Source organism: Holophagales bacterium, assembly GCA_016719485.1.
Classification (GTDB): Bacteria; Acidobacteriota; Thermoanaerobaculia; order UBA5066; family UBA5066; genus UBA5066.
On the sequence record JADJZB010000020.1, the window covers coordinates 153,763 to 173,261 of the forward strand.

19 protein-coding genes are annotated in these 19,499 nt (G+C 70.5%); 10 read left to right on the forward strand and 9 right to left on the reverse strand.

The window, feature by feature from the left end; genetic code table 11:
• Positions 1–57 precede the first annotated feature (57 nt).
• The 3 genes from IPN03_11005 to IPN03_11015 all read right to left on the reverse strand — a co-directional run bounded on the left by IPN03_11005 (position 58) and on the right by IPN03_11015 (position 3,109).
• Positions 58–1,746 (reverse strand): tryptophan 7-halogenase, encoded by a 1,689-nt coding sequence (locus IPN03_11005; protein MBK9374232.1) that lies wholly within the window; start codon positions 1,744–1,746, stop codon positions 58–60.
• Between the two features lie 361 nt (positions 1,747–2,107).
• On the reverse strand, positions 2,108–2,551 hold the full coding sequence (locus IPN03_11010; protein ID MBK9374233.1) for a hypothetical protein: 444 nt from the start codon (positions 2,549–2,551) through the stop codon (positions 2,108–2,110).
• A 135-nt stretch (positions 2,552–2,686) separates the two neighbouring features.
• Positions 2,687–3,109: a hypothetical protein gene (locus IPN03_11015; GenBank protein MBK9374234.1), complete on the reverse strand. Its 423-nt coding sequence runs from the start codon at positions 3,107–3,109 to the stop codon at positions 2,687–2,689.
• A gap of 86 nt (positions 3,110–3,195) precedes the next feature.
• Between IPN03_11015 and IPN03_11020 the strand changes: the two genes are divergently transcribed.
• The 4 genes from IPN03_11020 (at position 3,196) to IPN03_11035 (ending at position 7,908) form a co-directional block, all read left to right on the forward strand.
• Positions 3,196–3,465, forward strand: a complete 270-nt coding sequence (locus IPN03_11020; GenBank protein MBK9374235.1) for a hypothetical protein — start codon at positions 3,196–3,198, stop codon at positions 3,463–3,465.
• Positions 3,466–3,933: 468 nt separating this feature from the next.
• The gene (locus IPN03_11025; protein ID MBK9374236.1) at positions 3,934–6,066 is read left to right on the forward strand and encodes an FAD-dependent oxidoreductase; all 2,133 of its coding nucleotides are present in this window, start codon (positions 3,934–3,936) and stop codon (positions 6,064–6,066) included.
• Positions 6,066–7,223, forward strand: a complete 1,158-nt coding sequence (locus IPN03_11030) for an FAD-binding oxidoreductase (protein ID MBK9374237.1) — start codon at positions 6,066–6,068, stop codon at positions 7,221–7,223. The genes IPN03_11025 and IPN03_11030 overlap by 1 nt, the downstream gene beginning before the upstream one ends.
• Before the next feature lie 46 nt (positions 7,224–7,269).
• A complete protein-coding gene (locus tag IPN03_11035; protein MBK9374238.1) occupies positions 7,270–7,908 on the forward strand; it encodes a ribonuclease HI in 639 nt (212 codons plus the stop codon).
• A gap of 80 nt (positions 7,909–7,988) precedes the next feature.
• Here the strand turns inward: IPN03_11035 and IPN03_11040 are convergent, their stop codons facing one another.
• From IPN03_11040 to IPN03_11055, 4 genes are all read right to left on the reverse strand, one after another.
• The gene (locus tag IPN03_11040; GenBank protein ID MBK9374239.1) at positions 7,989–9,929 is read right to left on the reverse strand and encodes a hypothetical protein; all 1,941 of its coding nucleotides are present in this window, start codon (positions 9,927–9,929) and stop codon (positions 7,989–7,991) included.
• 78 nt (positions 9,930–10,007) lie between these two features.
• On the reverse strand, positions 10,008–10,493 hold the full coding sequence (locus tag IPN03_11045) for an acyl-CoA thioesterase (GenBank protein MBK9374240.1): 486 nt from the start codon (positions 10,491–10,493) through the stop codon (positions 10,008–10,010).
• Positions 10,490–11,590 carry a hypothetical protein gene (locus tag IPN03_11050; GenBank protein ID MBK9374241.1) on the reverse strand — a complete coding sequence of 367 codons (1,101 nt, stop codon included), beginning with the start codon at positions 11,588–11,590 and terminating at the stop codon, positions 10,490–10,492. Before IPN03_11050 ends, IPN03_11045 begins: the two co-directional genes overlap by 4 nt.
• Positions 11,591–11,599: 9 nt before the next feature.
• The gene (locus IPN03_11055) at positions 11,600–12,814 is read right to left on the reverse strand and encodes a beta-ketoacyl-[acyl-carrier-protein] synthase family protein (protein MBK9374242.1); all 1,215 of its coding nucleotides are present in this window, start codon (positions 12,812–12,814) and stop codon (positions 11,600–11,602) included.
• 67 nt (positions 12,815–12,881) lie between these two features.
• Here IPN03_11055 and IPN03_11060 point away from each other — a divergent pair, with 67 nt between their 5' ends.
• Complete coding sequence (locus tag IPN03_11060; GenBank protein ID MBK9374243.1) at positions 12,882–13,316, forward strand: dCMP deaminase family protein; 435 nt, start codon at positions 12,882–12,884, stop codon at positions 13,314–13,316.
• Between the two features lie 4 nt (positions 13,317–13,320).
• Here IPN03_11060 and IPN03_11065 read toward each other — a convergent pair whose 3' ends face one another.
• Positions 13,321–14,019, reverse strand: a complete 699-nt coding sequence (locus IPN03_11065; GenBank protein MBK9374244.1) for a response regulator — start codon at positions 14,017–14,019, stop codon at positions 13,321–13,323.
• A 17-nt stretch (positions 14,020–14,036) separates the two neighbouring features.
• Positions 14,037–15,914: a TonB-dependent receptor gene (locus IPN03_11070; protein ID MBK9374245.1), complete on the reverse strand. Its 1,878-nt coding sequence runs from the start codon at positions 15,912–15,914 to the stop codon at positions 14,037–14,039.
• Positions 15,915–15,968: 54 nt separating this feature from the next.
• Between IPN03_11070 and IPN03_11075 the strand changes: the two genes are divergently transcribed.
• From IPN03_11075 to IPN03_11095, 5 genes are all read left to right on the forward strand, one after another.
• The gene (locus IPN03_11075; protein MBK9374246.1) at positions 15,969–16,550 is read left to right on the forward strand and encodes a hypothetical protein; all 582 of its coding nucleotides are present in this window, start codon (positions 15,969–15,971) and stop codon (positions 16,548–16,550) included.
• A gap of 151 nt (positions 16,551–16,701) precedes the next feature.
• Entirely contained in the window at positions 16,702–17,631 is a 930-nt protein-coding gene (locus IPN03_11080; protein MBK9374247.1) for a hypothetical protein, read from the forward strand.
• Between the two features lie 179 nt (positions 17,632–17,810).
• Positions 17,811–18,086 (forward strand): helix-turn-helix transcriptional regulator, encoded by a 276-nt coding sequence (locus IPN03_11085; GenBank protein ID MBK9374248.1) that lies wholly within the window; start codon positions 17,811–17,813, stop codon positions 18,084–18,086.
• The gene (locus IPN03_11090; GenBank protein MBK9374249.1) at positions 18,083–18,394 is read left to right on the forward strand and encodes a hypothetical protein; all 312 of its coding nucleotides are present in this window, start codon (positions 18,083–18,085) and stop codon (positions 18,392–18,394) included. Before IPN03_11085 ends, IPN03_11090 begins: the two co-directional genes overlap by 4 nt.
• Entirely contained in the window at positions 18,391–19,497 is a 1,107-nt protein-coding gene (locus IPN03_11095; protein MBK9374250.1) for an efflux RND transporter periplasmic adaptor subunit, read from the forward strand. Before IPN03_11090 ends, IPN03_11095 begins: the two co-directional genes overlap by 4 nt.
• The last annotated feature ends 2 nt before the right edge of the window (positions 19,498–19,499 follow it).

Below are 19,499 nucleotides of genomic sequence, written 5' to 3' on the forward strand. Positions count from 1 at the left end.
GTCCGGAGGAGCGGGTCCCGGCCATCCGCCGGGGTTCCCGCTGCGGGCGAGGAGGCCTCAGCCCTTTTTCCGCTTCAGGTGGAAGACCAGCGACGCCTCCTCCGGCTTGCCGCCCTTCCAGCCGAACCAGCTCTCGCGCATCTCGTCCGGGCCGAGGAGCTCGATCTTCACGGCGTGGATGTGGACGTCCTTCGCGGGGTCGACGTTCGTGCCGCCGTCGAACTCCATCGCGATGACGTTCCCCGTCACGCTCTTCGTCCTCAGGCGCGGCTGGTTCTGCGCCGCGCAGTAGTGCGTCATCACGAGGTCGTTCCCGTCCCTGTGGTAGACGGAGACCATCTCGTGCGGCGTGCCGGGGCCGAGCGTCGAGACGACGGCCGACCCGGCGCCGGTCACCCGGTAGCTCTCGACGACGCTCCCTGCCGGCCCCATCTTCGGCTCCACCTCGACCCAGTCGCCCGCGAGGGCCTTCAGCTTCTCGAGGGCGGCGGCGCCGGAGCCGGCCGGGGCGGGCGCGGGGGTCGGGAGCGCGTCGGCCTTCTTCGGCTCCTCGGCAGCGAGGGGCGGCGCGAAGGCGGCGAGGCCGCTGATGGCGGCGGCGAGAAGGACGACCAGTGTGCGGGATGCAGGCGAGCTCATGTGGACCTCCTGTCGGGTGCGGCGAATCCTACCCGCATGGCGCCGAGAAACGGAAAGGCCGCGCGACGTCGGCGACCCTTCCCACCGCGAGCGCAGTCCCGGGCGTCGGCGCGCACCGTCACCGCCGTTCTCGCTCGAGGAGGCCGGTCGCCCGCTCAAGCGCCGGCTCCCGTGGCGCGCTGCTTCAGCCAGATGAGAAGCGAGGCGAGGTGGAAGGCTGCTGCGCCGGCCCGCGACTTCAGGCTCGGGCGAAACACCGCGCCGGCGAGGACGGTCGTGACGGCGCCAGTGATCAGGGGCACCGGCGACTCCGTGTAGAACGTCTCGAGGACATGCGGCTCGTAGAAACCGTGGACGAAGCGGCTGAAGCGGGCGATCGCCCGGCTGTAACGCCTCTCCATTCCTCGGAAATCCCTCGCGTCGACCCGGCCGCGGCGCGAGGCGCCCGGCCGATCGCCTCCGCGGCCATCTCCCCTGAGGACATCGCGAGGAGGACGCCGCTCGAGAAGACCGGGTCGAGGAAGCAGGCCGCGTCGCCGACGAGGCAGAAGCCGTCTCCCGAGGTCCGGGGTGTCCGGTAGGGTAGTCGGGAATCGCGCGGACCTCTCCGATCCGGCGGTTCCCTTCGAGGAGCTGCCGGACCTCGGGCGTCGCGGCGATTCGGCCATCGAAGAGCTCTTCGACCGTTCCCGTCCGCTTCGCGAAACGGGACGAGGGCATGACGACGCCGACCGAGACGGTGCCGTCCGAGAACGGAATGAGCCACCACCAGCCGTCGGGGGTCGTCACGACGACGATGTCGCCGCCGGCCGGCCCGTCCACCCTCTGGAAGCCGGAGAAGTGGGCGAACGCCGCCGACCGGTCGAGCGCCGGGTCCTTCTGACGCCCGCCCAGCCGCCGCGACATCAGGGCGTCCCGCCCGGTCGCGTCGACGACCGCTCTCGCCGTCACCGCCCGCGCCTCTTCCCCGCCGGACGCTTTCACCCGCACACCCGTCGCGCGCTCGCCGTCGAAGAGGACCTCCTCCACGCGCGTCCCCTCGCTCACCCGCACGCCCGACTCGCGGGCGTGCTCGAGGAGCAGCATGTCGAACTCCGCCCGCTTCACCTGGAAGGCCGATGCCGGGGCCCCGTCGAACGCCGCTGCGAACCTGACGAGGCGCGTGGTCCGTTCCCTGGTGGTAGAAGCGGGCGCCGTATTTCACCTGCGGGCCGGACACCTTCAGCTTCTCGGGCATCCCGAGCCGCTGGAAGAGCGGGACGTTGTACGGCAGGAGCGACTCGCCATGTGGAAGCGCGGAAGCGCTCCCGCTCGAACAGGGCGACGGAGAATCCCTGTCGCGCGAGAAACGTGGCTGCGGTGGACCCTCCCGGCCCCGCCGCAGACGACGACATCGAAGTCCCAGGCGGACGGCGCCTGCGGCGACGTGGGGCGCCCGGTCCGTCGTTGCGAGTTGCCGCAGCCCGTATCACGCCGTCCCGTCATCCGCCCGCCGGGCCGGTCGACCCGGCCCCCGCGGCGCGGGGCGCGGAGAAGTAGCGGGCGCGGTCCCTCGATCGGTTTCGGCTTCCGGACGTAGGTCAGGGCGTTCGCGGCCTCGGCCTTCGCCCACCGGAGAAGGCCGTGCCACAGCATCACGTGCGCTCCGGTCCGGGCGTGAATCCGACGAGCGCGGCCGGCGCCCGCCGTTGTGGTTCCCGTAGATTCCCAGAGCCATCTTCCGTTTCGCGATCGCGACGAGACGCCCCTGGTAGAACCGCATCGGGTAGAGGCCGAGCTCGGCTCCGTCACCGTAGAACGGGGGCATGCCGAGCCGGTCCGCGGACTCGTTGTAGACGGGCTGCACCGCGACGAGGTAGTAGAGGGCCGTGTCCATCAGGAAGGCGATCGTCATCAGGTCGTAGTCGCCCATGATGTGGTATTTGTCGCGATAGATCGACTCGTAGAAATAGCGGAAGAACCGGCCATAGCGCCTGTTGTGCTCCGCGTATTCCGCTCCATCTCCGCCGCGGGGCGCCCGCGAGCGCCTTCAGGATCAGGTTGACCCTCATGTGGACCGAGAAGGACATCTGGTCGAGCCCCGGCGAGTAGAACGGGTCGAGGACCCGCCGGCGTCGCCGACGCAGGTCCACCCGGGCCCGACGAACTGGTCGACGAAGTAGGGGAGGTGGCCGTAGGTGCGGCAGTCCCCGTCGACGGGCTCGGCGTGCTCCAGCAGCTCGCGCGTCAGCGGGTTCGCGTCCAGAAAGCGCCGCAGCTTCTCGAGTGGCGTCGTCCCTTCAGGCTGGACGAGGCGCTTGTCCCAGACGAGGCCGACGCTCGTCTCCCCGCCACGGAGCGGAATGAACCAGATCCAGTAGCCCCAGCCGGTGAGGTGGTTCGTGGCGAGGCGCCGGGCCGCGACGACGCCGCGGGCGAACGGGTCGGCCGGGTCCGTCCCGACGACTTCGGTACCGTCGAGGTCCTTCACACCCCGGTAGCGGACCCAGATGGCCGATGTCGGGTGCCCTCGATGGGCGTGACGCCGCCGCGGCGCGCAGGAGCGCAAGGCGCCCCGTGGCGTCGACGATCCACTTCGCCCGGACGACGACCCTCGTCCCGTCCGCCTTCTCGACCGTGACGGAGTTTCCGCTTTCGCCTTCGAGCGAGAAGTCGACGACTTTCGCCGGTCTCCAGACCTCGGCCCCTTCGGCCGCCGCGATCCCCAGGACGTGGCTGTCGAGAACGGCGCGGTCGAGCTGGAAGCTCGGCGTCCGCGCGAGCTGGGTCGGCCCCACCTCCGAAGCGTCGCGCAGCCGCGTGGCTTTCTCGTTGTGGAACCAGTAGCGGAATCCCTGCTTCGGCAGCTGCTCGCGGCTCAGGTGGTCGTAGAGTTTGAGGACGCGGATGAGGAAATACGACGAGATCTCGACTGTCGACTCTCCCACCTTCCAGTCGAACTCCTCGCTCTTCTCCACGACGAGGACGCGGAGATCCGGGTTGCGGCGACGGAGGAGAAGGGCGGCGGACGCCGGCGATCGCGCCTCCGATGACGACGACGTCGCAGGTCGCGGCCTCGGGCGCACCGGCCTGCCCCTCATATGGGACTGCGGCAGTCCTGTTCATGCGCGGATGATAGTGACGGAGGCGACAGAAAGGGGAGAGAGCAGTTTCGATGCCCGTTCCCTGCGGTGGACGTCGCGCCCCGTCCTCCTTATGCTTACCTGTTGGGCCGCTTCGATCCCGAGGCGCGCCCCACCCCGCACCGGACCGTGGCCCTGCCGCGGGTTCGAAGAGCCGGGGACGAGGAGCCTCATGTCGGGCTTTCGAATCCGAGAACACCCGATCCTCCCGGTGCCCGGCGAGGCGGTGGTCCCGTTCAGGTGGAGAGGCGAGACCTACAGGGCGCGGCCTGGGGAGACCATCGCGTCGGCCCTCTTCGCCAACGGGGTCCGGATTTTCGGGCACCACCACAAGGACGGATCGCCGCAGGGAATCTTCTGCGCGAACGGGCAGTGCGCGCAGTGCTCGGTCGTGGCGAACGGCCTCTCCGTCAAGTCGTGCATGGTGCCGGTGACGGAAGGGATGGCGGTCGAGCCGCTCGACGGCAAGGCGATGCTCCTCGATGCGGACGGCGACCTGCGCTTTCACGACGTGGAGACGGTCGAGACCGAGTGCCTGATCCTCGGCGGAGGGCCGGCGGGTCTCGCCGCGGCGATCGAGCTCGGCAAGGCGGGGGTGAACGTCGTCCTCGTCGACGACAAGGCCGCGCTGGGGGGCAAGCTCGTCCTCCAGACGCACAAGTTCTTCGGCTCCATCGAGGCGTGCCACGCCGGGACGCGCGGGATGGACATCGGCAGGAAGCTCGAGGCCGAGGTCCGCTCGTTCCCGAGCGTGAGGCTCTGGACCGAGACGACGGCCCTGGCGGTCTTCTCGGACCGCAAGGTCGGCGTCCTGCGGGGGAGCCACTACGTCCTCGTCCGCCCGCACGTCCTCCTCGTGGCGACCGGGGCCCGCGAGAAATCGCTCGTCTTCAAGGGGAACACGCTCCCCGGCGTCTACGGCGCGGGGGCGTTCCAGACTCTCGTGAACCGCGACCTCGTCCGCCCCGCCGAGCGGCTCTTCGTCGTCGGCGGCGGGAACGTCGGCCTCATCGGCGCCTACCACGCGCTCCAGGCGGGGATCCAGGTCGTGGGGCTCTGCGAGGCGCTCGACGACTGCGGCGGCTACAAGGTCCACAAGGACAAGCTCGTGAGGATGGGCGTGCCGATCCACACGCGCCACACGATCGTCTCGGCGAACGGGAAGGAGGAGGTCGAAAGCGTCACCATCGCGCGGCTCGACCCGGCCTGGAAAGCCGTTCCCGGGACGGAGAAGACGTTCAAGTGCGACACGCTCCTCGTCGCCGTCGGCCTCGACCCCGTCGACGAGTTCCTGAAAAAGGCGAAGGAGTTCGGCCTCCCCGTCCTCGGGGCAGGAGACGCCGAGGAGATCGCGGAGGCGAGCGCGGCGATGTTCACCGGGAAGATCAAGGGCACCGAGATCGCGCGGATGCTGGGGCGCGACGTCGGCGAGGTCCCCGCCGAGTGGCTGCGCACCGCCGAGGTCCTGAAGGCCCGGCCCGGGGCCGTCATCACCGAGGAGATCCCCGAGCACGAGGCGGGCGTCTTCCCGATCTTCCACTGCTCCCAGGAGATCCCCTGCAACCCGTGCACGTCGATCTGTCCCAAGGGGGCGATCCGGATCGAGGGGGACGACATCCTCGGCCTGCCGACGTTCGACGAGAGCGCCTGCATCGCCTGCGAGCAGTGTGTCGCCATCTGCCCCGGCCTCGCCGTGACGCTCGTCGATTACCGGAAGAAGGACGCCGAGGGGGTCCTCGTCTCGATCCCCTTCGAGTTCCCGAAGGTGTCGATCAGGGAAGGCGACATGGTGACGGTCCTGGACACGCTGGGCAAGGTGCTCGGGCACGTGCCGGTCGCGAAGGTCCGCTCGCCGAAGTTCGCGGACCACGCGCTCCTCGTGAAGGTGAAGGCCCCCAGGGAGATTGCCAAGCTGATCGCCGGCATCCAGGTCCAGGCGCCGTGGGTTTCTCAGGCGATGGAGGAAGAAGTGCAGCGGATCGACGACGACGACGTCGTCTGCCGCTGCGAGCGCGTGACGGCGGGGGAGATCCGCCGGCACATCCGCGAGGGGGTGCGCGACCTGAACCACCTCAAGGCCCTCACCCGCGCCGGCATGGGCGCCTGCGGCGGAAAGACGTGCCCCACGCTCATCGCGCGGGTCTTCCGCGAGGAGGGCGTGCCGCTCGCGCAGGTGACGCCGCTGACGCAGCGCCCGGTCTTCATGGAGGTCGCGCTCGGCGCGTTCGCGGGTGTCGTCACGGGAGAGGGGCCGACGAGGGACGCCGTCCACACCTCCGTCGGACCGCTCGTGGGAGGCGTGTGATGACGACCTCCGTCTACGACGCCGTCGTCGTCGGCGCGGGCAGCGTCGGCATGCCCACCGCGATGTACCTGGCGGAGAAGGGGCTGAAGGTCCTCTGCGTCGACCAGTTCGCCTCCGCAGGGCAAGGCAGCAACAAGGCGGCCATCGGAGGCCTGCGCGCCACGCACTCCTCGCCCGCCAAGATCCGCCTCTGCCTCGATTCGCTGAAGACGTTCTCCTCGTGGAAGGAGGCCCACGGTTTCGACATCGAGTGGCGCCAGGGCGGCTACCTGTTCGTCGCCTACCGGGCGAGCGAGGAGAAGACCCTCAAGGAGCTCCTCGTCGTCCAGAAGAAGGCCGGGCTCGACATCGACTGGTACGAGAAAGACGCGCTCCGCGCGCTCGTCCCCGGCATCGACTCCGAGGGGCTCCTCGGCGGGACGTTCTCGCCCGGGGACGGGTCGGCGTCTCCGATGCTCTCAGGCGCTGCCTTCCACAAGCGGGCCGTCGAGCTGGGCGTGGAGTGCCGTTTCAACGAGCGCGTCACGAGCATCATGCGGCGCAAGGGAACGGTCGTGGGCGTGCGGACCGACAAGGGCGGCTACGCGACGCCCTGCGTCGTCAACGCGGCGGGTCCCTGGGCGCGCGCTCTCGCGCAGTCGGGGGGGCTGGACGTCCCGGTGAACCCGGATTGCCACGAGGCGGGAATCACGGAACCGGCGCAGAGGTTCCTGGAGCCGATGGTCGTCGACATCCGGCGGACGCCGGGCGCCGCGAACTACTACTTCTACCAGGCGCACTCGGGCCAGGTGATCTTCTGCATCACGCCCGACCCGCCCCTCATCGGCACGGACCGCCGCGAGACGTCGGAGTTCCTGCCGATGGTGGCCCGCCGGATGGTGGGGCTCATGCCGAAGCTCGCGAACCTGAAGGTCCGGCGCACCTGGCGGGGCCTCTACCCGATGACCCCCGATGGCTCGCCCGTCGTCGGCCGGAGCGCGACGCTGGAGGGCTATCTCGACGCCGTCGGCATGTGCGGGCAGGGCTACATGCTCGGCCCCGGCGTGGGCGCCCTCGTTTCCCGGATCGTGACCAAGACCCTGACGGATGAGGACGGGGAGATCCTCCACGAGCTGCGCCCGGGACGGGAGTTCGGGGGAGTGGAGAAGCTGAAGTGAGGCGGACGGAGGGGCGCTGCTTCCGGGTGTGGTATCCAGTGAGCCCATGAGCGAGAAACCGAAGGGCCGGGGAGAGAGCTTCCTCTGCCAGCAGTGCGGCGGTTCGTTCACCGTGAGCGAACAGATCCTGGGCAAGTATCCCGGGTGGAAGCCGAAGACCTGCTTCAAGTGCAAGAACGGGAAGGGGAAGGCCGGGTCGCGGGAGGAGAACCTCCCCGTCGCCTCTGTCCTCGCCCGCCACACGGCGGGCCCGAAGGACGGGGTCTTCACGGACGGCGCCGCCGACCCGAATCCCGGGCCGGGCGGCTGGGGGGCGGTTCACGTCGTCGGGGACCGGGTCCTCGCCGAGGAGTGCGGCCACGAGAAACACACGACCAACAACCGGATGGAGCTCGTCGCGCTCATCGCCGGGTGCCGGCTCGTTCCCGCTGGCACGGCGGCGATTCTCTACACCGACAGCATGCTCTGCGTGAACACCCTCACGAAGTGGGCGAAAGGCTGGGAAGCCCGGGGCTGGAGACGCAAGGACGGACCGATCGCGAACCTCGAGCTCGTCCAGGAGCTCTACCTGACCCTCCGGTCCCGCCCCGAGCTGGACGTCCGCTGGGTCGCCGCGCACTCCGGCATCCGCTGGAACGAGTACGCGGACGCGCTCGCCACGGCGTACCGGCGAAAGGTGCGCTGACGGGACGCCTGCTCGGATTCGCATAATACACGATTTCATGCCTGGCACGAAATCGGGTAAAATCGGGTGAGGGACACTCCCTACTTCCCCTTCGGTTTCGGCGGCGACGCCGAAGGGACCGATGCGGCGTCGAGGCGCCAGACGCCGCCGCCGTCGAAACCGACGAGGAGCGACCCGGGCGCTTCGAGGGCGAGGGCGACGACGTCGGGGTGAGGTGGGGAGCCGCCGACGCGGGTCCACGTCTTCCCTCCGTCCGCGGAGCGCAGGACGCCCTCCTTCCACGCACCGGCCCAGATCGTCTCCGAGGACGGATCCACGAGGAGCCGCCGGACGTTCAGGCTCTCGGTGCCGCTGCCCGCGGCGGCCCAGCTCTTCCCGCCGTCGGCGGAGCGGTACACCCCCTTGTTCGTCGCCGCGAACAGTTCGTCGGCGACCTTCCCGGTGACGATCGCCTGGATGCGCGACGTCGGAGGGATTCCCGTCGCCTCGCTCCACGTCGTGCCGCCGTCGCCCGAGAGGTGGAGTCGCCGGTCGGTGCTGAACGAGACCACCTCGGGTGACCCGGCGCCGACGTGGAGGGCGAAGTGACCGAGGAGCGAGCTGTCGTGCCCCGGGGTCTTCAGCTCGCGCCAGGTGAGGCCGCCGTCGTCGCTCCGGTAGAGCGACCCGAAGGAGCGCGCCGCGGAGGCATAGACCCGCTTCGGGTCCGTGGGCGCGAAGGCGAGTCCCGAGACCTCGGGCTCGATCCCTCCCTTCAGCACCGGGCTCCAGGTCGCCCCGGCGTCGGTCGAACGGAAGACCCCCTTGCGCGTTCCGGCGAGGAACGTGGCGGGCGCGGAGGGATCGGCCGCGAGAGAGAGTACGGCGCGATTCGTCATCCCCTCGTTGGAGAGTGCCCACGTGGACCCGCCGTCCTCGGATCGGTAGACGCCCCCCTGCGTCGTCCCTGCGAAGAGCCGCTTCGGCGAACTGCGGTCGACGAGAAGTGACGTGACCTCGAGTGAAAGAAAGCCCGTCCCGGTCGTCCAGGACGCCCCGGCGTCCGTCGTCCTCACAACCCCGTCGCGCCCGCTGCCGGCCCATACGGTGCCGGCCTTCTCGTCGAGGGCGAGCGAACGGAAGTTCACCCAGTTGAAGCCGCGCGAGAAGGTCGTCCAGGTGGAGCCGCCGTCGGTCGAGCGGAGGACCCGGTTCGGGATGGCCGCGTAGAGGAGGCCCGGTGTCGCCGTCGAGGCGAGGAGAGCGTAGACGGTGTTGCCGGACATCTTCGTGTCGCTCTTCGCCTCGGTCCAGGTGGCGCCCGCGTCGCTCGACCGGAGGATCCCGTCGCCGAGCGTTCCCGCGACGACGGTGCCGTCGGCGAGGGCGGCCAGGCTGCGGACGTTCTTACCCGGGAGCACGGTCTCCCACGTGGCCCCGGCGTCGCCGGAGCGGTGGACGCCGTCGGAAGAGCCCGCCCAGACGGACTTCGCGTCTCGCGCGACCGTGACCGCGTAAACGCGCGAGTTGCCGGAGAGACCCGTGTTCGCGGGCTTCCAGGTTGCGCCGGCGTCGGTCGACTTGAAGATCCCCGCGGGGGACCCGTCCGAATCGGAGCTCGCGTAGACGGTCGTGGGCCCTGCCGGGTCGAAGGCGAAGGCCGTCATTTCGGGCTGGCTCCGTCCCTGGTCGAGAACCTTCTTCCACGTCGCGCCTGCGTCGGTCGATCGGTAGAGACCGGCAAAGCCCGCCGCGAGGACCGTCCGGGGCTGCGCCGGGCTGACGGAAACGGCGTTCACCGTCTCTTCCGCCGGGACACCCGCGAGCCGGGCCCAGCTGGTACCGCCGTCCGTCGACTTCCAGATGCCGCCGCCGAACGCCCCGGCGTAGAGGACGCCCGGGTCCTTCGGGTCGACGGCGAGGCCACAGGCCGCGCCCCCGGGTGGGCCGACGGGCGTCCATGGCCCCGCGGCGAGGGCTCCGGTCGCGAGGGCGAGAAGAGCAACGAGGCAGAACGCAGGAACGGCGTTGCGCGAGACCATGTGGACCTCCGAGATTGCGAGAAGTTGTCGCAGGATCTCGGAATTTCCCCCGGGTGGCAAGGGCGGCGCGTCGCCCGCCTACCCGATCGGAATCTTCTCCCCCGTCAGCTCCCGCTCCCCGCGCTGGTAGGCGAGGATCCTCTCGACGAGGAGGCGGACCGGCTTCGGGAACGTGAGGAGGAGCTCGTCCTTCGGGCTGAGGAGGACCTGCTGCGTGAAGCCGGTCGCCAGGAGCAGGCGGTCGGGAAGGCGACGGACCTCGTAGTCCATCTCGAGCTTTGCCGTCTCCGGGGGCCGGAGCGTGCAGGAGACCTCGAGGCGGTCGTCGAGGCGGGCCGGGCGCCTCACGGCGATCTCGAACTTCGTGATCGGAACGCGGTAGCCGTAAGCCAGCGCCTCGGCGGGAGTGAAACCGGCGGCGCCGCAGAGGGCGTTGCGGGCGAGCTCGCAGTAGAGGACGTAGTTGCCGTGCCAGACGACGCGGTAGGCGTCGACCTCGGGGAAACGAACCTCGAAGTCGACGCGGAAGGCGCGGAGCGCAGCGGCGTTCGCGGGAGCCGTCACGGCGCGGTGAGAACGACGGCGATCTGGTTGCCCCCCGCGCCGAGGGAATTGACGAGGACCGCACCGAACGAAGGCTCGTCGCGCAGGGCCCGCGCGGCGAGGGCGAGCTGGAGGGCGCCGGAACAGGGGTTCTCGCCCGCCTGCAGCTTGACCCGCTCGATGCGGGGCGACGCACCGAAGACCTCGGCGAGGGCGGCCTCCTCGGCCGCGTCGACCCAAGGGACGCCATTGGCCGAGGCGTGGACGAGTCCGACGCGCGTGGGCGGAATTCCTGCGTCGGCGAGCGCGGCCCGGATCGTCGCGGCGATCTCCTCGGGGCGGGCGCGGCGCTGCTGCGGCGAGACGGGAGATCCGGCGGAGGCGGTGCCCGCGAGGCGCGCCCAGGCGCGGGCCCCGCGCGAGCGCGCCGAGGCCCCGTCCTCCAGCAGGACCACGGAGCACCCCTCGGCGAGGACGTAGCCGGGCTTCGTGAGGGTCTTCAGGACGCGCAGTCGCTCGTACGTGAGGTGGTAGGTCAGGTTCCACTCGTCGACGGCCCCGACGACGATCGCTTTCGCACGCGCGTCCGCGATCAGGAGCCGGCCGTAGAAGAGGGCGTTGAGGCCCGCCGGGTCCTTCTGCGTGATCGTGACGTTCGGGCCCTTGATCTTCAGCTCGATCGCGGCGACGGAGGCCGGGGCGTTGGCGACGGTGCTGGGGAAGAGGAAGGGCGAGGCCGCCTCGGGGGACTCGACGGCCATCTGCCGCTCGAGCTCGACGAGGGGGCTGGCGCCGGCCGAGCCGGTGCCGAGGAGAATGCCGGTCTCCTCCTCGTTCCCCGCCATCGTCCAGCCCGCCTCGGCGAGGCAGCGCGTGACGGCGACGACGGCGAACTGGCTCGCGCGGTCGAGCCGGCGGGCCTTCGCCTTCGGCATCTCGGGCTCGGTCGTGAAGGCGCCGATCCGGGCGGCGTAGGCGGCACCCTTGCGATCTCCGCCCTCGGACACGGGGACCTCCGCGATGCCGCTCTCGCCCGCGGCGAGGCGGGTGGCGGTCGTCTCGAGGTCTCTCCCGAGAGGCGTGACGGCGGCGGCGCCGGTGACGAGGATCTCTCTCACGGCGTTTCCTCAGGCCCTTCCAAATGCGACGACCGTCGAGTTGCCGCCGAAGGCGAAGGAGTTCGACAGGGCGACCCGGACGTCGACCTCGCGGGACACGTTCGGGACGACGTCGAGGTCGCACTCGGGGTCGGGCTCGACGTAGCTGATGGTGGGCGGGACGATCCCGGTCTCGATCGTCCTGACGGTCGCCACGGCCTCGATCGCGCCGGCCGAGCAGAGGCAGTGGCCGAGCATCGACTTGTTCGACGAGATGCAGATCTCCCGCGCCCGCTCGCCGAGGGCGAGCTTGATGGAGAGGGTCTCCGCGGGGTCGTTCTGGACGGTGGCGGTGCCGTGGGCGTTCACGTAGTCGACGTCGCCGGGATTCAGCTTCGCCGACTTCAGGCAGGCGCGCATCGTCCTCGCGCACGCCTCGCCCGAGGGCTCGGGCTGCGTCATGTGGTGCGCGTCGCTCGTGAGGCCGTACCCCAGGAAGCGGGCGCGGATCGTCGCGCCGCGGCGCCGGGCGCGTCCCTCCTCCTCGAAGACGAGAATTCCCGACGCCTCGCCGATCGTCAGCCCCTTGCGGTTGCGGTCGAAGGGGCGGCACGGCTCGGAGTCGGAGGCGCGCAGGGAGTTGAAGCCGCCGTGCGTGAGGCGGGCGAACGTGTCGGCCCCGCCGGTCACGACGACGTCGGCGAGGCCTGCGCGGATCAGGTCCGACGCGTAGCCGAGCGACGTGGACGAGGAGGAGCAGGCGGTCGTGATCGTCGCCCGCGGGCCGAGGAAGCCCCAGACCTCGGCGATCCGGTCGGTCGTCTGGTCGGGGGGGTGGTTCAGGATGCGCGTCGGGCGCGCCCCGCGAGGGCCCTTCTCGAGAAGGTCGCGGAAGTAGTTCTCGCTGTCGAGGAGGCCCGAGACGCCGCCGCCCAGAACGACGGCGATCCGGCTCGGGTCCTCGCGTTCGAGGTCGAGCCCCGAGTCGGCGAGCGCCTCGCGGGCCGCGGTCAGGCCGATGACGTCGGTGCGGGAGAGGCGGCGGAGGAGGCGCGGCGAAACCCCGGGGTCGGGCAGCTCGCGCACCTCGGCCGCGAGCTTCGTCCGGAAGCCGCTCGCGTCGAAGAGGGTGATGGGGCCGATTCCGCTCCTTCCGGCGACGAGGCCCGCCCAGGTGGAGGCGAGGTCGTTCCCCAGGGAGCTGACGGCGCCGAGGCCGGTGACGACGACGGTCCTGTCGGGCATGGGCCGAATCCTACACGGGCCCCGCCGCGACGCAGCAGCCAGCTGCGCCGAACCGCATAATCGGGCGATGGGCGATCGCGTCGACTGGAACCGCTACTTCATGAACATCGCCGCCGAGGTGGCGAGCCGGTCCACCTGCCCCCGCAAGCACGTGGGGGCCGTCGTCGTGCGCGACCGGCGGATCCTCTCCACCGGCTACAACGGCTCGCTGAGGGGCCTGCCGCACTGCGACGAGGACGGCTGCCTCATGGAAGACGGTCACTGCATCGCGACGGTCCACGCCGAAGCGAACGCGATCCTCCAGGCCGCGATGAATGGCGTACGCATAGAGGGGGGCGAGATCTACACGACCGCCTCGCCCTGCTGGAACTGCTTCAAGCTGATCGGGAACGCCGGCCTCGTCGGGATCTACTTCTCGGAGTTCTATCGCGAGCCGCGGATCCTCGACTACGCGGAGCGGATGGGGATCCGCCTCGTCGACCTCGGGCCGGGGAAGAGCTGACGCTCTAGCGTCCCGCCGCCACGCGCTCGACCCAGTCTTCGACGACGAGGCGGACGCCGGAAGAGACCTGCCGGAACCGGCAGCCGAAGCCGGGCGGGTCGTCTCCGTGCCTCACGACGAGGGCCTCTCCGGTGATGAGCTTGCCGGAAGGGTCCTCGGGCAGGGAGAAGGAGACCTCGAGCCGGGCACCGATCGGATGGCGCTGGCCGGTCTCGACGTAGAAGCCGGTCCGCGAGAGGTTCACGAGGCGGACTTCGAAGGTGTCGCCGTCGCGCCAGAGGGTGACCGGGGCGTCGAGGGAGACGCGTGTCTCGGTCCGCTCGACGATCGGGAGGAACCGCTTCACCTCGGCCAGGAACGTCGGCTCGTCGATCGGTTTCCTCAGGAAGTGGTCCGCGCCGGCGCGCCGGGCCTCGTCCTCCATCTGCATCGAGGTGAGGACGATGACCGGGATGTGCGACGTGACGGCTTCCGACTTCAGGATGCGGCAGGCCTGGATGCCGTTCATCTCGGGCATCTCGATGTCGAGGACGATGAGGTCGGGCTTCTCGGCGCGGGCCACCCGGATCGCCTCGAGGCCGGTCGAGGCGGTCAGGAGGTGGCACTCGGCGCGCGAGAGGAACGTGGCTTCCAGGTCGAGGAAGCTCCTCATGTCGTCCACGAGCAGGATCTTGTGCATCGAACCGGTACGACCTCGCTCCACGGAGTCTACCCTCCGGCTCACCAGGTGAGGCGCAGGCCTCCGGCCAGGGTCCGGCCCGGGAGAGGAACCCCCGGCACTTCCTCGTAGCGGACGTCGCCGAGGTTGTCGCCCTCGACGTACACCTCGAGGATGTCCCCCTCCAGGAGGTCGTGGCCGAGACGGGCGTCGAGGAGGAGGACCCCCTCGTCGAACGACGGGCGGTCGAAGTACGAGAGGCGGACGAGCGTGTCGACGCGGAAGGGGAGCCGGGCCTCGGCCAGGAAATCCCACTTCACGCGGAGCGGGTCGAGGACGTATCGCCCCTCGCTCGCGCCCGATGCGGACTTCAGCTTCTCGAGATCTGCGGAGTAGAAGGCGGCGCCGAGCGAGAGTCGCGTCAGAGGCGTGCGCGCGAGACGGGACGGGGCGAGAGAGACGGTCCCCTCGATCCCTCGCGTATCGACGGTCCTGAGGTTCGTCGCCCGGTACGGGTCGAGCGGCGACGACCTCACGAAGTCGATCAGGTCGGTCCCGTGGCGGTAGAAGAGGGCGGCGTCGAGGGTCACCGCCCCGGCGTCCCACGTCAGCCCGGTTTCGACGTTCACGGCCTGCTCGGGGCGCAGGTCCGGGTTGCCGATCGTCTGCGGGTCGACGTAGTAGAGCTCGGTGAACGTCGGGACCCGGAAGGCGGTGCCGATCGACGCCCGGGCCCTCAATCCCGCGCCGAGCGCGACCCAGGCTGCGAGCTGGGGCGAGACCCTCGACCCGTAGGTTTCGTACGTGTCGACGCGCAGTCCGGCGCGGAACCCTCCGGCGGAGGGCGTCGCCGTCGAGAACGGCCGCCCCAGCTCGACGAAGGCGGCGCTGCGCGCACGGGCGTGGTCGCCGAGGTTCGTGGAGTCGATCGTGTCGCGCCCCGTCTCGCCGCCGACGGCGAGCGTTCCGCCGAGGAGCGGCCGGCGTGCCACGAGCCGGAAAGCCGTGCGGTCGGTCTCGTGCTGGTTGCGGTAGAAATCCGGGTCGGTCCTTTCGAGGACGAAGTCGTCCCGGTGGTCCCGGACGGAGGCGGAAGGCGCCAGCGACCAGCCCGCGCCGAGGGCGAGGTCGGCCCAGAGGCGAAGGCTCCGCGTCCTCGTCCATTCCTGCTGGTTCGGGAATCGCGTCCCGTAGAAGGCGTACGCACCGAAGGCCCTGTCCGCCGCGCCCCCGGCGAGGGTGACGGGGCCGAGGGCCGTGTCGACGCGGACCGATGCCCTCAGCGCCCCGATCGCGTGCTCGCGGTCGTCGCGGAACCCGCTCGACTCGGAGCGCGAGCCGTCGAGGGAGAGCGTGACGGCGTCGGTGATCTTCGTCGCGATCCGAAGGCTCCCCGCGTCGAGGGAGTGGGAGCCGTGGACGTAGCGCCCCTCGAGCTGGGCCCGGGCCTTTCCGAGGCTCCCGCCACGCGTGACGACGTTGATGACGCCGCCGATCGCCTCCGATCCGTAGAGCGCGGAGGCGGCCCCGTAGAGAACCTCGACCCGCTCGATCGCGTCTGCGGGGACGTCCAGGTCCAGGGTGTGGTGGTTCGTCTGGGGGTCGTTCACCGGCTCGCCGTCGACGAGGACGAGCGTGCCGTTGTAGTCGGCACCGCGGAGCGAGACGTCGGCCTGGACGCCTTCCGGGCCGCGTCGCCTCACGTCGACCGCGGGAAGGTAGCGGAGGAGCTCCGAGAGGGAGCGGGCCGGGAGCCGTTCGATCTGCTTCCGCGTCAGGACCGCGACCGTCGACGCCTCGGCCTCGGCGCCGGAGAGCGAGGCGACGACGGCGACCTCCGCCTTCACGGGCGCCGGAGCCTCGTCGTCGTCCGGCTGCTGGGCAGCGGCCAGCGGCGCGACGAGGAGAAGGGCGATCGCGAACCGCAGCGGGCGTCTCATGCGGGGGGGAGGATAGCCGGGCGGGCGAGGATGCGCCCGCGCTAATCTCCCGCCATGCGTGCCGCCCGCCTCGCTCCCGTCCTGATGCTCCTCGCCCTCGTCTCCGCCTCCGGCGCCGCCGCGGCAGAGAAGCCGAAGCCGCGGATCGTCCTCGTCGAAGCCGATGGGAGCGAGGAAGAGCTGTCTGCCTTCGTCGCCCGTTTCGAGTCGGAGCTCTCGGACGGCGGAAAGGTGTCGTTCTCCGACGCGCGCCTTTCGGGAGCGACGCTCGGCGCGATGGTGGCAGAGCCCGACGGCGAGGCGGCGCGCGCGTTCCGGGCGGAGTGGCCCGGGGAGACGTGGCTCGCGATCTCCCTGTCTCAGTGCCGCGTCGAGGTGAGCCGGATGCACTACACCGACACGACGCCCGAGGGCTACCGCGTCGAGCGCGTCGTCCAGAACGTCCGGGTCGACTGCCCGACGTCGCTCCGCCTCGTCGACGCGGCGACGGGGAAGGAGGGGAAGCCCCTCGCCGTCACCGGCACCGCGAACTACCGGCGAACGGAAGGTGAGGAAGAGGAGTCGTCGGAGCTCGAAGGGACGCGCGACGCGGCGGAGAAGGCGGCAAAGAAGCTCCCGGCTCTCCTGAAGAAGTGACCGTCCGACGGCCCGGCGATCGCCGAGTGCGTTGACCCCCCGCCGGGGCGGGGGTCCTGAGACGACGTGTCGTACAAACGGTTTTCACCTTTGCAGGACTATCCTTCCCTGTTCGGCCGCCCGGCACACGGCGGCCGCAAGGGAAGACCCCATGCGCAACCTTCTCCTTCGAACCGTCCCGGTCCTCGTCTTCCTTCTCGCGCCCCGCGGCGCGTTCTCGCTCGACGTGGTGACGCTCCCGGCCGGAACCGGGGTCGCCGCGCTGGCGGTGGCGGCCGACGGGACCGCATGGTTCTCGGCCCAGTTCTCGGGGGCCGTCGGGAGCGTGAGCCCTTCCGGGAGGATCGCCCTCTTCGAGTTCCCTTCGCGGGGCACGCAGCCCCTGGGGCTGGCCCTCCAGCCTGACGGCACCGCCTGGGCAGCCGACCTCGCCGGCGAGCGATTCGGACACGTTGGCCTCGACGGGACGCTGACCGAGATCGCGCTCGCCCGGCCGGGCGGCGAGCCGACCGGCCTGGCGGTGGCGGCCGACGGTGTCGTCTGGTTCACGCTCCCTGCGGTCGGCCGCGTGGGCCGACGCGCGCTGGACGGGACGATCCGCGAGTTCGGCCTGCCGGAAGGAAGCGAGCCGACGGCCATCGCGGTGGCCCGGGACGGTGTGGCGTGGGTCGTGGAGCGTCGAGGGAACCGCGTCGTGAGGATCGCTGCCGAGGGCGGGCTCTCCGCCTGGCCGATTCCGTCGCCCAACGCGCAGCCCGACGCCGTGGCGTTCGCGCCGGACGGGAGCCTCTGGATCGCCCTCCCGAACGTGAGCCGCGTTGCCCGGGTGACTCAGGACGGTGTCGTGAAGGAGTACGAAGTCCAGAACGCCCCTCTCGGCATCGCGGTGGCCGCGGACGGCGGCGTCTGGTTCGGGGCCGCAAGCGCCCGAAAGATCGGCCGGCTCGATCCGGCGACGGGCAAGGTCGGGTGGACGTCCCTGCCGGAATCCCCCGTGGCCGTCGCCACGGGATCCGACGGCACCGTCTGGGTCGCCCTCGGCGCGGGCGACAAGCTCGCGAGGGTTCCGCCCGGGAGCTGAATCCAGGACGGCGAGCTCGGGAGGGCTAAGGATTTTCGGCCAGACCCTTGACGACGGAGTTTCCGGGGACTAGATTACCTACCGGTCGGTAGCTCCCATAAGGCACAAGGGGACGGCGATCCGGAGGTTCAGTCCAGATGCTCGATCATGTAGGTGAAGTCTCTGTAAGACAGAGACTTATGGACTCAGCTGTCCTGCTCTTCACGACCCGTGGCTACGCGGCGACTTCGGTCAGGGAGATCGTCGAAATGGCGGGAGTCACGAAGCCGGCCCTCTATTACCACTTCGAGAGCAAGGAAGGGATCTACCTCGCGATTCTCGACGATCTCGTGAGGATTGCCGACGAAGGGATCGCCGCGAGCCGGGTCGCGACCGGCACGGCAAGGGAGCGTCTCGAGGGGTTCCTCCTCGGGATCTACGGCTCTTCGAGACGAAGAAGGCGTGGGTCCGGATGATCAACGCCGTCTTCTGGGGACCGGCCCAGGGGGTCCCGCCATTCGACTTCGAGACCTTCCACCAGAAGCTGATGGCCGTCATCTCGGAGATCGTCGGTGAAGGGATCGCCGCGGGCGAGCTCCGTGACGCGGATCCCGGCGACGTGACCCTCGCCCTGATGGGCGTCCTCTCCTTCAACATGGACCTCGACCTCGCGCACCCGGAGCTCGGCCTCGGCAGGGACGGTCTCCGCCGCGTGCTGGATCTGATCTTCTCGGGCCTCGCAGCGCCCGCCCGCATCCTCACGAACCAGGAGACTTTGCGATGAATCGCTCGCTCGCCGCCCTCCTTCCGGTCGCCCTCGTCCTCGCCCTCACTGGCTGCGGCAAGTCCGCCGACGGGAAGTCCGCGCCAGACGGGGGCCGGCCCCCCGTGGCCGTCGAGACGGCAAAGGCCACAGCATCCGAGCTCGAAGAGACCGTCGACGTCGTCGGCACCCTGACGGCCCGGAGCGAGGCCGACGTGAAGACCGAGTATTCCGGAACGGTCGTCGAGGTCTTCGTCACCCAGTGGGTCCGCGTGAAGGCGGGGACGCCTCTGGCGCGCCTCGATTCGAGCGAGATCGACGCGGCGGTCCAGGCGGCCCGCGCCACGGCGCTGCAGGCGGAGGTCGCCTCGAAGCGAGCGGCACGCGAGCTGGAGCGGACCGTGAAGCTGAAGGAGGCGGGCCTCGCGACGCAGCAGGGCCTCGACGAGGCCAGGTCGGTCGAGGAGGCTGCCCGGGCCGGCGCCGCCGCAGCAAAGGCGCAGCTCGCCATGGCCCAGACCCGCCTGGCGAAAGCCGTGGTCCGCGCCCCGATCGACGGCGTCGTCGCCCTCCGGAACGTGAACGTCGGCGACTACGTGGAGAACATGGGGAACCCGCCGCCGATGTTCCGGGTCGTCGACAACCGGGTGCTCGAGCTGACCGCGAACGTCCCGTCGGCCCGGATGTCCGCCCTGAAGGTGGGCCAGCCGTTCGCCTTCACGAGCGACGCCCTGCAGGGCCGGACGTTCTCGGGAAAGGTCTCGTTCATCAACCCCGCCGCCGACGAGGCGAGCCGGACGGTGAAGGTGAAGGCCGAGGTCCCGAACACGGACCAGGCGCTGAAGACGGGGCTCTTCGTGAAGGGACGGATCGTCACGGGCACCCGGGCCGGCGTCCTCGTCGTTCCGCGGTCGGCGCTCGTCTCCTGGGACACCCTGACGGGGAAGGGCTCCGTCTTCGTCGTGGACGGGGGCGTCGCCAGGCGCGTCGACGTCGAGACGGGGGCGGCCCCCGGCGACCGCGTCGAGGTCGTGAAGGGGCTCGGGGCGGGGCAGGAGGTCGTGACCCGCGGCGGCTTCAACCTCCGCGAGGGCGACAAGGTCCTCGTCTCGAAGGAGGCCTGAGC